The following is a 14,297-nucleotide window of genomic DNA, read 5'->3' as shown; positions in this document are numbered from 1 at the left end:
GGGGTGCAGTGAAAATCTGCACCCCCGCAGGACCGTGTCGGCTCACCGGCGAACCTCATAGTTGAGTCTCACAGGCGAGCCGATAGTGTGGGCGTCCTCGTGAGGTGCCGTTATGCCTTCTTGCGGCGGCGAGTGTACACGACGGTACCCGCACCAGCTGCAACAGCGATGAAACCTGCAACCAGGGTGCCCTCAACACCGGATGCACCGGTGGAAGCCAGAGGCTTGCCGGTGACCGGGTCGCAACCCTCACCCTCGTAGACAGTCTCGGTCACGGTCTTGGTGGTGGTCTTCGCGCTGTTAACCGCTGCGGAGAAACTCAGCGGAGCCATGTCCTTACCGGCATCGTAGAAGCCAGCGAACGCCTTCGCACCCTCAGCGGTCAGGGCGGTTGCCGCACCGTTGACGCTAACAGCCTCAGCGGAGCTCTGCAGACCCGAAAGATCCACCTTCAGCAGTGCCACCTCACCGTAGTTAGTTGCCTTGCCGGAGGGATCATTGCTGGTCATGGTCGCGTAGAGAGTGCCGGAATTGCCGTTAATCTCAAGGCGCGGGTTCGCAATGGTGGTATCCAGAATGCCGTGGTGACCGGTGAAACGAACCGAACCGCTGAAGGAGATAGAACCCTTACCGCCATTGAAGGTGCCGGTACCGTTAGACCAGTTGAACGCCTCCGAAGAGTAGGAGGTGCCGTTCAGCTCCCAGCTACCGTTTGCAATGCCGCCGCGCAGGTAGTTGCGGAAGGAATCACGCACGCCCCAGCCAAGGTTTGCGCTCTTAATGGTGCCGTCGGATGCGCCCTGCTCCTGCACCTCGCGGGTGCGGGTGACGGGTACGCAGACCGGCTGTGCCGGGTTGTTACTGACAGAACCGTTCGAGGAAGAACCGCCGTTAGAAACGCTGCCGGAGGCGCCTGCCGAACCGTTAGAACCGGAGCCGTTAGCACCGGAGTTCGAGGAGCCCTCGTTAGAAGAGCCGTTCTCAGAACCCTTGTTATCGGAGGTGCCGCTCTCGGAGGACTTGTTCTCAGAGATGCGGGGAACCTCAACGGTGTTCTCTGCGATCTGCTCGCTGAGCTTTACGGAGAAGTTCAGCGGTGCCATGGCGTTGTCGGCACCGCGGTACTGGCCCGCGAAGAGCACATCGGAACCTTCATCGGTGAGGGTGACTGCCGCGTTCTGCGCCGAGAAGAAGCCGTCCTTCACGCTCGCGCCGGAGAGGTCCACCTCAGCGAATGCCAGACCGGTCTTGGAAATGGACTTGCCGTCGCGGGTCAGTGCGTCTACGTCAGCGACCAGGGTGCCCTTACCGTTGACGACGACCAGGCGCATGTTCTTGAAGGTGGTCTTGAGCTGACCATTGTGGCCGGTGAACTCTGCGATGCCCGCGAAGTTGATCTGGCCGGTCTTGGTCTCGGGGTTGTACACGCCAGATGCCTGAGTGTACTTGAAGCCGCCAGCCGCGGTCTTCTCCATGCCCTCAACGTTCACGGAGCCGTGTGCGAAGCCGGTCAGGTACTTCAGGAAGGACTCACGGATATCCCAGCTGAGGGTGCCGGACTCGACGACGTTGCCGGTGACCTTTTCTTCACGCTTGGGCTCGGTGGTTGCGGCGGGGGAGGGAGGTGCCGTGGGGGAGGGCTCAGCGCTCGGTGCTGCAGAGGTGGGCTCTGCGGGCTTGGGTGCCTCGCTGGTCGGTGCAGAGGTGGGCTCTGCGGGCTTGGGTGCCTCGCTGGTCGGTGCAGAGGTTGGCTTGTTGCTGGGCTCAGCGGACGGCTCGCTGCTGGGCTCTGCAGTCGGCTCATTGCTGGGCTCAGGGCTCGGCGCGGGTGCTTCCTTGGTCACGATGGTTGCGGAGAAGCCGAGTGCATCCAGCTCCTGACCTGCCCTGTAGAAGCCCGCGAAGGCGCCGGTTGCCTCTTCGGCAAGCTTGACGCGGGTGCCGTTTTCCTCGTCAACGCTGGGCAGGGTGATGGTGTTACCCTCAACCTTCAGACCGGAAGCGTTGAAAGTGCCAATGGTCATATTCTTGGTTTCGACCAGGTCGTTCGGGGTGGTGTTGCCGTTGTAGGGGCGCGACTGAACGTTGGCTCGCACGGTGCCCACGCCGTCCTTAATGGTGACGGAGAGGTCGGAGATGATGACTTCCAGCAGACCGTGGTGTGCGGTGTAGTGAATCGAGGAGCCGGTGAAGGTGACGGAGTATTCGCCGTTGGCTACGGTGCCTTCGGCGGAGGTGAAGTGGTAGGAGCCGTCTTCGTTGGTGGTGACGCCGGTCAGTTTCTGGGAGCCCTGGGAGAAGGCGCCGTTGATGTAGGAGCGGAAGGACTTCTTCAGACCCCAGTTGACGGTGACGTCCTGCAGGCTCTGCTCTGAGGCTGCGGTTACCTCACCGGCGCTGATGTGGGAGTTGGTTTCAGCTGCGAAGGCCGCGGGTACGCCAGCGACGCCGCTGAGGCCGATGGTTGCTGAAGCCAAGAACGCCCAAGTGCGCTTGGTGAGAGAGGGGGTAGACATTCGGTGTCTCCTTGAATTTTGCGATTGTGGTGTTCGTATCAAGTCTAGCCTTATTAGCCTATATTTGTGTAACTTAATGCCTAGGATGACTTGCGCCTGAGGTAAACCTTAGCAAAAGTTTTTGAAAACTATTGCCAAAACCGGTTTTTGGTGACAATATGTCAGTAGCATGTTTGGTGACATTGTGTCACTAAAGCATTTATTGTTCACCCACAAGCTACTTTAGGAACTCACAATGACCGTGACCGCCCCCGAAACCACCCAGGAACGCTTCTCCTCACGCCTGAAGGAAAGCACCAAGCACGTCCATGACAACGCCGAACACTCCACCTTCATGGAAGACCTCATGGGCGGCTCCCTCAACACCGAGGCATACCTGCGTCTCATCAACCAGTACGTGCACATCTACGAAGCGCTCGAAGCAGTCTCCGAACACTACCGCGCAGAACCCAGCCCCATCACCGAACCCTTTATCCACCCCGGCCTCGACCGTGCAGAATACATCCGTGCAGACATCCGTGCGCTCGGCCAGGACGGAGACATCGACGCGCCCCTGCCCGCAACCGCAGAATACGTAGAGCGCATCCGCGCCACCATCAACTCCCCCGAACGCTACCTCGCACACCACTACTTGCGCTACCTCGGTGACCTCTCCGGCGGCCAGGCAGTCGCAGCGCTGGTCACCCGGCACTACGGCATCCCAGCCGAAGCACTGAGCATGTACCGCTTCACCGAACTGCCCAAGCCCAAGGTCTTCAAGGACGGCTACCGAGAACTGCTCGACAACGCACCCCTGACCGACGAACAGCGCGAAGCTCTCATCGAAGAATGCGTCGAAGGCTTCCGCATCAACGCTTCCCTGTTCGCGCAGCTGGGCCGCAAGGTCGCCGAGGCATAAACCTGAACGCCTAAACGTCCAACGCACAAGCCTGCGGGCATAACAAAAGGGGCGGATGCTTTCACAAGCATCCGCCCCTTTCGGCGTTAGTCTCAAACTAGTCGAAAACTAGCCCTTCGCAACCTCACCGAAGTAAGAAGCGAGAGTACCCTCGTGAGCTGCACGCAGCTCATCCAGGTCAATAGAAACCTCATCCTGGAAGTCCAGAGCGTTCGACTTAGCATCCACCACACCAATACGTGCGAAGGGGAACTGGCGAGCAGTGCACATATCCTTGAAGCGCACCTCCTCAGAACGCGGAACCGAAACCACAACGCGGCCCAGGGACTCAGAGAACAGCATGGTGAACAGGTCCACGCCGTCACGCTCAGCAACCTCACCCAGACCAATGCGGGCACCGGTGTTGAAACGCAGGCAAGCCTCCGACAGAGCCGCAGCCAGACCACCAGCAGACACGTCGTGTGCGGCATCAATCATGCCGTCACGAGACATATTCACCAGCATGTCACCCAGCTGACGCTCCAGAGTCAGATCAACCTTCGGCGGCTGACCGCCCAGGTGGCCCTTGAAGCGAGCCCACTCGGAGCCGTCCAGCTCATCCCGAGTAGTACCCAGCAGGTAGATAGCCTGACCGTCATGCTCAGGAGCCCAACCCGAAGGGGTGCGGCGAGTGACGTCATCCATCACACCCATCATCGCCACCACGGGGGTCGGGTTAATAGCCTTGCCACCGGTCTGGTTGTACAGGGACACGTTACCACCGGTCACCGGAACACCCAGCTCCATGCAGCCATCAGCGAGGCCGCGAACAGCCTCAGCGAACTGCCACATGACGTCCGGATCCTCGGGAGAGCCGAAGTTCAGGCAGTCAGACACAGCCACGGGGCGTGCACCAACGGTCGCAACGTTACGGTACGCCTCAGCCAAGGACGCGCGAGCACCCTCGTACGGATCCAGGTAGGTGAAACGCGGGGAGGCGTCGGTCGCCAGAGCAACACCGAGGTTGGTGTTCTCGTCCACGCGCACCACGCCGCCATCGTCCGGCATGGACAGGGCGGTGTTGCCCTGAACGTAGCGGTCGTACTGGTTGGTAATCCAGGACTTGGAGCACATGTTCGGGGACGCCATGAACGCCTTGATTGCCTCGCCCAGCTCCTCACCGCGCGGGCGGGAATCGTCAGCAGGCGAACCGGTGAAGTGGTTAGCCTGCAGGTCATCCTGCCACTCGGGGCGTGCGTAAGGACGCTCGTAGGTGGGGCCGTCGTGTGCAACGGTGCGGGGGTCAACATCCACGATGACCTCGCCGTCCCACTCGATGACCAGGCGACCAGAATCGGTGACCTCACCGAGGAAGGAGTACTCCACGCCCCACTTATTCATGATCGCTTCGAAGCGCTCCACGTTCTCGGGGGAGACAACAGCCATCATGCGCTCCTGAGACTCAGACATCAGAATCTCACCTGGAGTCAGAGTGGGGTCACGCAGCAGAACCTTGGTAAGGTCGACGTGCATGCCGCCCTCACCGTTAGAAGCCAGCTCGCTGGTTGCGCAGGAAATACCCGCAGCACCCAGGTCTTGAATACCCTCAACCACGGAGCCCTTGAACAGCTCCAGGCAGCACTCAATCAGAACCTTCTCAGCGAAGGGGTCGCCCACCTGAACAGCAGGACGCTTCGAAGGCTTGGTGTCATCGAACGACTCAGAAGCCAGCACCGACGCGCCGCCGATGCCGTCGCCACCGGTGCGTGCACCGAACAGAACAACCTTGTTGCCCACGCCCGATGCGTTCGCCAGGCGGATGTCCTCGTGGCGCATAATGCCCACAGCCAGTGCGTTGACCAGCGGGTTTGCCTGGTAGCAGGAATCGAACTCAACCTCGCCGCCGATGTTCGGCAGGCCCAGGGAGTTACCGTAACCACCAATACCGGCAACCACGCCGCCAATAACGCGGGCGGTGTCCGGGTGATCAATCGCGCCGAAACGCAGCGGATCCATCACAGCAATCGGGCGTGCACCCATGGAAATAATGTCACGCACAATACCGCCCACACCGGTAGCAGCACCCTGGTAAGGCTCCACATACGACGGGTGGTTGTGGGACTCAATCTTGAAGGTAACAGCCCAGCCGTCACCAATGTTGGTCACACCGGCGTTCTCGCCGATACCGACCATCAGGTCCTTCTTCATCTCATCGGTGACCTTCGCACCGAACTGCTTCAGATGAACCTTAGAAGACTTATAGGAGCAGTGCTCGGACCACATGACCGAGTACATCGCCAGCTCAGCCGCGGTAGGACGGCGACCAAGAATCTCCTTAATATCCTCGAACTCGTTCTCCTTCAGGCCCAGCTCAGCCCAGGGGAGTTCAGTGTCCGGGGTTGCCGCCGCGTGCTCGACGGTGTCGAGGTTAAACTGCTTTTCGCTCATAACTTCTTAGAATCCTTGTCGTGCGTTAGCGGGCGTTAATCAGGTTGGCAAGAACCGAGGTGAATACGCCGAGACCATCGGCGCCACCGCGCAGAGAAACCTCACCAAAACCGGAAGAGGAAGGACCGAAGCCAGGCTCCACAGCGTGCTCCGGGTGCGGCATCAGACCGACCACGTTACCGCGCTCATTGCTGATGCCAGCAATGTCGTTACGGGAACCGTTCGGGTTGAAACCAACGTAGCGGAACACCACGCGGCCCTCAGCCTCCAGCGCTTCCAGAGTCTTCGGGTCAGCAACATACTGACCGTCCTGGTTCTTCAGAGGAACAACAATCTCCTGGCCAGCAGCGTAGTTGCTCGTCCAGGAGGTGGAGTTATTCTCAATGCGCAGAACCTGGTCACGGCAAATGAACTTGCGGTGATCGTTCTTAATCATCGAACCGGGCAGCAGGTGAGACTCAGTCAGAATCTGGAAACCATTGCAAATACCCAGAACAGGCAGGGGAGCAGAACCGGAGGTACCAGCAGCGTTAGCGGCATCAATCACCGAATGCATCACGGGAGCCTTCGCAGCAATAGCGCCGGCACGCAGGTAGTCACCATAGGAGAAACCGCCAGGAATAATGACGGCATCAACGTTCTTCAAATCAGCGTCGTCGTGCCACAGCTCGACAACAGTACCGCCAGCCAGGCGGACAGCACGCGCAGCGTCACGGTCATCCAGGGTGCCGGGGAAAGTCACCACGCCAACGCGCGCATCGGCGAAAGCGGGGTTCGGAGAATAAGTAGAAAAGTCGCCAACCAGGGGGACTTCAGTAGGTGCGAGGGACTCAGCCATAGGTCTTAGTCCTCCAGAACCGAAACGTTCACAACGTCTTCGATGACAGGGTTCGACAGCAACTCTTCAGCAGCCTTACGGGCAACTGCGAGGTGCTCCTCAGTAGCCTCACCCTCGACGGTCAGCTCGAAGCGCTTACCCTGGCGAACATCCACGAAGGAATCGACGCCGATACGGGGAAGCTCGTGAGAAATAGCCTTACCCTGCGGGTCAAGAATTTCGGGCTTGAGCATAACATCAACAACAATACGGGCCATGTGTGGGCACTCCTTGGGTGCGTGGGTTCTGTATGAGCCGTATCTCATTCTACCCCAGTGAAGCAAAAAGTGAGATGGCGAGACCTACCAATGAACAAATGAGCGACCCATCACCTGTCTTTTTCTCATGCACTGGGCCAGCAGCAGAGCCTTAGAAACCCATCCGCGAGTAGTTCCCGACAAACCGGTGAACACCGGCCGCTAATCACCCAACGGGGGTAGATACTGCTCGCACACCCTCAGTAGGCGCTCACGCAGCTCAATCGAATACTCCGAGAGCTCACGCTGAATCCGCACGTACTCAGCCTTACCCTCGGTCGTCTCCACCGGAATCGGTTCGTACCCCCAGTCACGAATATCGTAGGGGGCCGCGCGCATATCCAGTTCGCGCGCATCCCACGCTAGGTCGAAACAATCCATGACCAGGGTCGAATCAACCAGCGGCAACAGTTTATATGCCCACTTGTACACGTCCATATTCGCGTGTAGGCACGCCGGCTGCTCCAAAAAACGCTGGGACTCGCGGGTCGGCTGCAGCTCGTTCATGGGTGCGGCCTGCGGCATAAAGAAACGGAACGCATCAAAGTGGGAGCAACGGATGCGGTGCTTCTCCACCACATGGTCCGTGCCCTCCGCACCCAGGCGCAACTGCAGGTAGTCGTGGCGGATATTGTTCTCCACTGACTTGTATGCCATCGCCCACTCGTGCATGCCAAAGCAGCCGAACTGCCCCTTCTTCGCCGCGGTATTGCGCAGAATTTCATGAGTAAAAGCAAGAGCGGTAGCGCGGCGTTCCACAAAATCGGTGACGTCCACGGTGACGGCGGAGGCGGCCTCTGCCTGGGTGCGCGCCACCTCGGGAGTGCAGCCAGCGTCAAGGAGCTCCTGTTCGGTTGCGGGCCGGTAAAAACGCCAGGAGGCGCGCTCGGGTGCATCCAGCAGGATGATGCCGGCGCCGGGGTGCCAGCGCTTAAACTGGCCGGGCTTGAGCGTGTAGTAGGTGAAGAGGAAGTCCTCCACGGGGTGCGCCTCGTGGCGGGCGCGACGCTGCGCAAACGGGTCGGCGTAGCGGCCGGCACGCGCCTCATGCGCTGACTGGGCGGCACGCCATTCGCGGGCATCCATCACCTGGGAAAATACAACACTACTCATGCTTCTAGCCTAAACTATGCATAAAAATACGACGAAGGGGCGGTGCCGAGAAAACCCGGTACCGCCCCTCCCGAAGCGTACAGCTCACAAACGAGCCCTAGCGGCCAGTACCACCGTAAACAGTAGCCTCGCCCTCAGTGTCCAAGCCGAACGCAGTGTGCACCGCGCGCACAGCCTCATCCAGCTTGCTCAGCTCAGTAATCACAGAAATACGAATCTCAGAAGTCGAAATCATGTCAATGTTCACACCAGCAGAAGACAGTGCGTCAAAGAAAGTGAACGAAACGCCCGGGCTAGTCTTCATACCCGCGCCAACCAGCGACAGCTTACCAACCGACTCGTTGTAAATAACCTCCTGGAAGCCCAGCTCAGCCTGCGCAGCCTTCAGCGCCTTCAGCGCAGCATCGCCCTGAGCCTGATCCAGAGTGAAGGAAATATCGGTCACGTTCGGGCGGTCAGTCGGCACGTTCTGAACAATCATGTCCAGGTTAACCTTCGCCTCGTTGATCAGGCCGAACACCTTAGCTGCCGAACCGGGAACGTCCGGAACGCCAACAACGGTAATCTTCGCCTGGCTACGATCGTGTGCAACACCAGAAATCAGGGGCTGTTCCAAGGGAATCTCCTTCAGATGGGTGGGGGTCAGTTCCGCGGAGTCCTCCGGGATCACAATGGTGCCTTCAAGGTTCGAGAACGAAGAACGCACATGAAGCTTCAAATTAAAACGGCGAGCATACTCGACACAGCGCAGGTGCAGAATCTTCGCACCATTTGCCGCCATCTCCAGCATCTCTTCACTGGTGACGGTATCCAGCTTATGCGCGGTCGGAACGATGCGCGGGTCAGCAGTGAACACGCCGTCAACATCCGAGTAAATCTCGCACACGTCAGCGTTCAGTGCAGCTGCCAGCGCAACAGCGGTCGTATCAGAACCGCCACGGCCCAGAGTCGTAATATCGCCGCTCTGACGGTTCATACCCTGGAAACCAGCAACAATCGCAATATTGCCGGCGTCAATCGACTCGCGGATACGCTCCGGCTTGACCTCTACCAGACGCGCAGAACCGTGCACGCCGTCGGTAATCATGCCAGCCTGAGAACCAGTGAAAGACTGGGCCTTAGCACCCAGGTCGTTAATTGCCATCGACAGGATTGCGGTCGAAATGCGTTCACCGGCAGTCAGCAGCATGTCCAGCTCACGGGAAGGAGTGACATTGCTGGTGACCTCTGCGGCAAGGTCGAGCAGCTCATCGGTGGTGTCACCCATAGCGGACACCACGACGACTACATCGTTACCTGCCTTCTGAGTGTCCACGACGCGGCGGGCAACGCGTTTGATACCCTCCGCATCCGCTACGGAGGAACCGCCGAACTTTTGGACGATCAGGCTCATTGATATCTCCAGGTCAGTTACTTGTGTGCTACCGGCAGACGCCGGCCTCTCGTTTATAGTAGACGGCGTTCAGCACAAGCGGCGAACTGTGCACCCGTATGTATTGTCCCGTGAAATATTACGTAGTATTACGCGGTAGTGATGCGGAATGTGGAGGTGGGTGCGGCAAGCCCGCGGAGGCGAGTTTTTATGTCCACGGGTTCACGTAAGTGACACCCGGCAGCGGCGGAACATCCGGCTTCGGGGTACGCAACGGGGCGTTCTGAATCGAGCGGATCTTCTCTTCATAGTCGGGGGTGCGGAACACCTCCGGCGCATTTTCTGCCTGCTCGGCTACGGGTGCTTCGGCGGGTTCGGAGGCGGTACTCGCTGGGGCGTCCTTGCCGGAGTCTTCGCCCAGATCAGGGGTGGCTTCTGCGGTGGTTTCAGTATTAGCAGAATCGGCGGGTGAGACCTCCTCGCCGGATTCCTTGTCGCCGAATTCCTCAGCCTCCTGCAGAACCTGCTCAATCAGCTGCTCATCAACTGTGCCCTGCACACCCTCAGCGGCGGGTGCCTCCCTGCGGGCACCGGCAGAATCCTCAGAATCCAGGTCATCAAACATGCTCGAATTCCAGCGGCGACGACTCTGCTTCGCCTCCTGAGCCTGAACCTGAGCCGCCTGCTCACGCTCCTGTTCCTCCTCGCGGTTCACGCGCTCAAAGTCCTCGGCGGCAGTATGAGCCACCGCTGTGCCCTCGCTAATAACGCGGCGGCCCTCCAACGCGCGGCCTAGGGTAATCTCGTCCGCGTACTCCAGATCGCCGCCGACCGGCAGACCCGACGCCAGACGCGATAGGCGCACACCCAGAGGCACAAGCATGCGTGACAGGTAGGTTGCGGTTGCCTCACCCTCAAGGTTCGGATCCATTGCCAGAATAATCTCCTGAATGCGCTCATCCGCCAGGCGGGACACCAGCTCACGAATACGCAACTGCTCCGGGCCCACACCCGCCAGCGGGTTAATGGCGCCACCGAGCACATGGTAGCGGCCGGTAAAAGAACGGGTGCGCTCAATCGCCACCACATCCTTTGATTCTTCGACCACACACAACACGGACGGGTCGCGGCGCTCATCACGACAGATGGTGCACAGCTTCGTCTCGGAAACATTGCCGCACTCTTCGCAGAAGCTCACGCTGGTCTTCACCGTGGAAATGGCGTTGGCTAGGCGCGCCATATCGGCAGCATCCGCATTCAGAATGTGAAAAGCGATGCGCTGAGCCGACTTGGGGCCCACACCCGGCAGGCGGCCGAGCTCGTCAATGAGGTTTTGAACTGCTCCCTCGTACATGGCTTCTCCTTCAGATGTGGTGTGTCGTGCTGGTGTGTTGTTCTTGGGCGACGTTATGAGTATGCACCCAACCCCCGACAGTTTAGGGGCGTTTCGCGTAGCGAGTATGCGGGTGGAATGAGTGCGCCCGCCATCGGTGCGATGGCGGGCGCGGCACCTACGACCCCGTGTTAGGGCTGGTGCAGGGGGCGTTCGTCAATGACGGTGCCCCCAATAATTTTTTCGATAGCGCGCAAACCGATAAAGGCGCTGTTTTCGAGCTTCTCGTCATCCTCAGAGACGTAGTCTTCATCGGATGCGGCGTGTGGCGGGCGAGCCGGTCCCGCCGGTGCGTTAGGAGTCGGCACGGTAGGTGCGTTAGAAGCTGGCGCTGCGGGCTTCACATCGCTTGCTGGAGTATTATCAGCCGCAGTCGTCTGCGGTGTCTCTGCCAACGGACCTGCCGCAGCAAGGGGGTCTGTTGGGGCAACCGGAGTAGCGAGCGGACCAGCCGGTGCTGCATGCGTAGCAGGCATTACAGGCGCTGCGGGCATCGCGGGTGCCTCAACCGGTTCAGTGTAGGCAGGCTCATCCTCAAAGGTGGGCTCCTCCTCATACGGAGGTTCCTCCAGGTGAGGGGGCTCCTGCGAGAACGGAGACTCCGGCTCACCCTGGGGATTTGGGGCATGCTGGGGTTCAGCAGCGCTCTCCTGCTGTGGAACCCCACTACCGGAGGCCGCAAAGGAATCACGTTCACCAAAACCGCCCGCCGGAGCAACCGGAACCTGCTGGGCTACCGGGGGCTCAGGTGCAAGCGGGCCAGCCGGTGCCTGCGGGGCAACCGGGGCAGCCTGCTGAGGTGCCTCCTCGGTGGCGCTCTGCGGAATCGTGGCAACCTCCCATGCACCCAGGGGCGCATCCACGCTCGTAGACTCGGGGGTGTTTGCGCCGGTCAGCGGCTGACCGTGGCGACGCCACGCATCCTCACCGCCGCGCAGACCATCAGCCAGTGGCGCCGGCTGCGCGGACTGCGGGGGAGTCTGCTGAACGGACGGTTGAGACGCCTGCGGGGCGACAGCCGCCGGAACTGCAGGCTGCGTTGCGGCAGCACTGGGGGCTGTGGACTGAGCTACAGGGGCAGGCTGAACTGCAGGCCTGGCCTGCTCACCGGGCTTCGCCACCTGAGCGTGAATGGTCACCTGACGGCGCAGGAACTCACTCACGCGGGCGGTCAGCTCGGGTACAAAGCCCTTAACCGCATGCAAAGTCGCAATGTCGGCGCTCACGTACAGGGTCGCGTCGTCCATCCGGGCTGGATGCACCTTCATCAGCTGCTCCGCCGCACCCGGAATGCTCATTCGGTTAAGGATGGCACGCCAATTACCCTGAACAGCCGCCAGCGGATCGTTCGGGTTAAGCTTCAAAGGCGCGGAGGGGGTACCCGACGCAGTGGCATCAGCTGCAGCAGAAGTCGGGGCATTCGGAGCCTCCGGAGCATGAGGTGCTGCAGGGGTGTTACCCGCCAGGGGAGCACCAACCTGAGGTGCAGGGGCCTGCACGGTCCGTGCCAGAGGTACAGTGCTAAGGGGCGCGCCCGCCAGCGGGGGAGCACCGGCGCTAGCCTGCTGAGAGCCGCTCTGTTGAGGGGGTACCTGCTGGGAAGTAAGCTGCTGCACGGGCTGAGCCGGCTCCTGAACCGCTTCCTGAATCGGGGTGCTAGGAACCTGCGCATTAGGAGTCTGAGTCTTAGGCGCCAGGCCAGCTGCCGCCATACCTGCCGCACGAGCAACAGACATGCCATCCTGCGCCGGAACTGAACCAGCAGAACCAGAAACCACGCGACGCTCCAACACCTGCAGTCGAGAAGCCAATGCCGCAACCTCAGTGCCACCGGCAGAATTCTCCACCGCAGGCAGAAGCAGACGAGCACACAGCAACTCCAGCTGAAGCTGCGGATTCGCCGCACCTGTCATACCATTCAAAGTCTCATGTGCCGTACCCGCAGCAACCGTCAGCTCACGCTCACCCAGAGCCTGAGCCTGCTGAGCCAAACGCTCCAACTGATCTTGCGGAATACCCTGCAAGATCTGACCGGCAGCCTGTGGAACAGCCTTCACCACAATCAAATCACGTAGACGCTCGAGTAAATCCTCCACAAAACGGCGAGGATCCTGACCAGTCGCCACCACACGAGAAACCGCACCAAAGAGAGTCGGCGCATCCTTCGCACCCAACGCCTCAATAACCTCATCCAGAAGCTGTGCGTGGGTATAACCCAGCAGTGCTACCGCACGGTCATACTCAATACCGCTCTGCGAAGACGCACCAGCCATCAGCTGATCAAGAATCGACAGCGAATCACGCACCGAACCGCCACCAGCACGAATCACCAGCTGCAGCACACCCGGCTCTACAGCCACCTGCTCTTGGTCGCACAGACCCTGAAGGAATGGCAGAAGAACCTCCGGCGGAACCAGACGGAACGGGTAATGGTGAGTACGCGAACGAATAGTACCCAGCACCTTATTCGGCTCAGTCGTCGCGAAGATAAACTTCACGTGCTCCGGCGGCTCCTCTACGATCTTTAGTAGCGCATTGAAACCCTCACGGGTCACCATATGCGCCTCATCAATAATGAAGATTTTGTAACGGTCACGCACCGGCGCCAAAGTAGCGCGCTCACGCAGGTCACGGGCATGATCCACACCGCCGTGGCTCGCCGCGTCCATCTCAATCACATCAAGGGAACCGCCACCATCACGCGAGAGCTCACGGCACGAATCACACACACCACACGGAGTAGGAGTCGGACCCTGCGCACAGTTCAAACAACGCGCCAAAATACGCGCCGACGTGGTCTTACCGCAACCACGCGGACCCGAGAACAGGTACGCGTGATTTACACGGTTCTTCTCCAGGGCGACCATAAGAGGTTCGGTCACGTGCTCCTGCCCGATAACCTCAGCAAAGGTCTCGGGACGATAACGACGATAAAGGGCAGTGCTCACGGCAACCTCTTCAACTCGGGGGTGCGGATAGGACAATCCATACCATTTTAGACGTTTTACCCCCAGCCCGAGTGGCCGACAGTCACCAGCGAACACATCACACCACCACCCCGGATGCTCGCCCGGGTGATATGTATGCCCACAGAAATACCGCAGACACGCCGAATTCCCAAGAACCCAAAAATCCGGTACACTGGTTCTTGCCTCTTACGTGGCGTTATCTTGGAAAACTCCCCCAGGACCGGAAGGTAGCAAGGGTATTCGAGCTATGACGGGTGCGTAGGAGGTTTTTTCATACCCAAAATTAGGCACCTGGATAGTTTGCACCCGTCATATGCACTGCGTGCCCGCTCCGCTGGCGCTCCGCGGCTTCGGATCCGGATTTGTTCTTCGCTCGCTCAGAATCCGAATCCTCAGCGGTTGCGTAGGAGGTTTTTCATGCCCAAAATTAGGCACCTGGATAGTTTGCACCCGTCATATGCACTGCGTGCCCGCT

At 59.8% G+C, this 14,297-nt stretch carries 9 protein-coding genes and 1 other RNA gene; 2 read left to right on the top strand and 8 right to left on the bottom strand.

The genetic code is table 11. The annotated features are described in order from the left end of the window. Nucleotides 1–110: 110 nt before the first annotated feature. On the bottom strand, nucleotides 111–2,516 hold the full coding sequence (locus QFX05_RS04850; RefSeq protein WP_279741400.1) for an HtaA domain-containing protein: 2,406 nt from the start codon (nucleotides 2,514–2,516) through the stop codon (nucleotides 111–113). A gap of 235 nt (nucleotides 2,517–2,751) precedes the next feature. Between QFX05_RS04850 and QFX05_RS04845 the strand changes: the two genes are divergently transcribed. Next, nucleotides 2,752–3,414: a biliverdin-producing heme oxygenase gene (locus QFX05_RS04845; RefSeq protein ID WP_279741399.1), complete on the top strand. Its 663-nt coding sequence runs from the start codon at nucleotides 2,752–2,754 to the stop codon at nucleotides 3,412–3,414. 108 nt (nucleotides 3,415–3,522) lie between these two features. Here QFX05_RS04845 and purL read toward each other — a convergent pair whose 3' ends face one another. From purL to QFX05_RS04810, 7 genes are all read right to left on the bottom strand, one after another. Further along, the gene (gene purL / locus QFX05_RS04840; protein ID WP_279741398.1) at nucleotides 3,523–5,841 is read right to left on the bottom strand and encodes a phosphoribosylformylglycinamidine synthase subunit PurL; all 2,319 of its coding nucleotides are present in this window, start codon (nucleotides 5,839–5,841) and stop codon (nucleotides 3,523–3,525) included. Between the two features lie 25 nt (nucleotides 5,842–5,866). Next, a complete protein-coding gene (gene purQ / locus QFX05_RS04835; RefSeq protein ID WP_279741396.1) occupies nucleotides 5,867–6,679 on the bottom strand; it encodes a phosphoribosylformylglycinamidine synthase subunit PurQ in 813 nt (270 codons plus the stop codon). Between the two features lie 5 nt (nucleotides 6,680–6,684). Next, complete coding sequence (gene purS / locus QFX05_RS04830; protein WP_279741394.1) at nucleotides 6,685–6,936, bottom strand: phosphoribosylformylglycinamidine synthase subunit PurS; 252 nt, start codon at nucleotides 6,934–6,936, stop codon at nucleotides 6,685–6,687. 201 nt (nucleotides 6,937–7,137) lie between these two features. After that, entirely contained in the window at nucleotides 7,138–8,088 is a 951-nt protein-coding gene (locus tag QFX05_RS04825; RefSeq protein ID WP_279741393.1) for a 3-methyladenine DNA glycosylase, read from the bottom strand. A 97-nt stretch (nucleotides 8,089–8,185) separates the two neighbouring features. Continuing rightward, nucleotides 8,186–9,481, bottom strand: coding sequence for an aspartate kinase (locus tag QFX05_RS04820; protein ID WP_279741391.1), 1,296 nt, complete (start codon nucleotides 9,479–9,481; stop codon nucleotides 8,186–8,188). 187 nt (nucleotides 9,482–9,668) lie between these two features. Beyond that, complete coding sequence (recR, locus tag QFX05_RS04815; protein WP_279741389.1) at nucleotides 9,669–10,814, bottom strand: recombination mediator RecR; 1,146 nt, start codon at nucleotides 10,812–10,814, stop codon at nucleotides 9,669–9,671. Nucleotides 10,815–10,984: 170 nt separating this feature from the next. After that, complete coding sequence (locus tag QFX05_RS04810; protein ID WP_279741387.1) at nucleotides 10,985–13,801, bottom strand: DNA polymerase III subunit gamma and tau; 2,817 nt, start codon at nucleotides 13,799–13,801, stop codon at nucleotides 10,985–10,987. Between the two features lie 198 nt (nucleotides 13,802–13,999). Here QFX05_RS04810 and ffs point away from each other — a divergent pair. After that, nucleotides 14,000–14,096, top strand: an RNA gene (gene ffs / locus QFX05_RS04805) — signal recognition particle sRNA small type. The last annotated feature ends 201 nt before the right edge of the window (nucleotides 14,097–14,297 follow it).

The organism is Rothia similimucilaginosa (assembly GCF_029850875.1).
Taxonomy (GTDB): Bacteria; Actinomycetota; Actinomycetes; order Actinomycetales; family Micrococcaceae; genus Rothia.
This window is presented reverse-complemented; position numbering and strand designations above follow the sequence as displayed.

Bases quoted from the DNA above. Each gene is read 5' to 3' on its own strand.
- QFX05_RS04850 (WP_279741400.1), bottom strand. From the start codon at position 2,516: ATGTCTACCCCCTCTCTCACCAAGCGCACTTGGGCGTTCTTGGCTTCA.
- QFX05_RS04845 (WP_279741399.1), top strand. From the start codon at position 2,752: ATGACCGTGACCGCCCCCGAAACCACCCAGGAACGCTTCTCCTCACGC.
- purL (WP_279741398.1), bottom strand. From the start codon at position 5,841: ATGAGCGAAAAGCAGTTTAACCTCGACACCGTCGAGCACGCGGCGGCA.
- purQ (WP_279741396.1), bottom strand. From the start codon at position 6,679: ATGGCTGAGTCCCTCGCACCTACTGAAGTCCCCCTGGTTGGCGACTTT.
- purS (WP_279741394.1), bottom strand. From the start codon at position 6,936: ATGGCCCGTATTGTTGTTGATGTTATGCTCAAGCCCGAAATTCTTGAC.
- QFX05_RS04825 (WP_279741393.1), bottom strand. From the start codon at position 8,088: ATGAGTAGTGTTGTATTTTCCCAGGTGATGGATGCCCGCGAATGGCGT.
- QFX05_RS04820 (WP_279741391.1), bottom strand. From the start codon at position 9,481: ATGAGCCTGATCGTCCAAAAGTTCGGCGGTTCCTCCGTAGCGGATGCG.
- recR (WP_279741389.1), bottom strand. From the start codon at position 10,814: ATGTACGAGGGAGCAGTTCAAAACCTCATTGACGAGCTCGGCCGCCTG.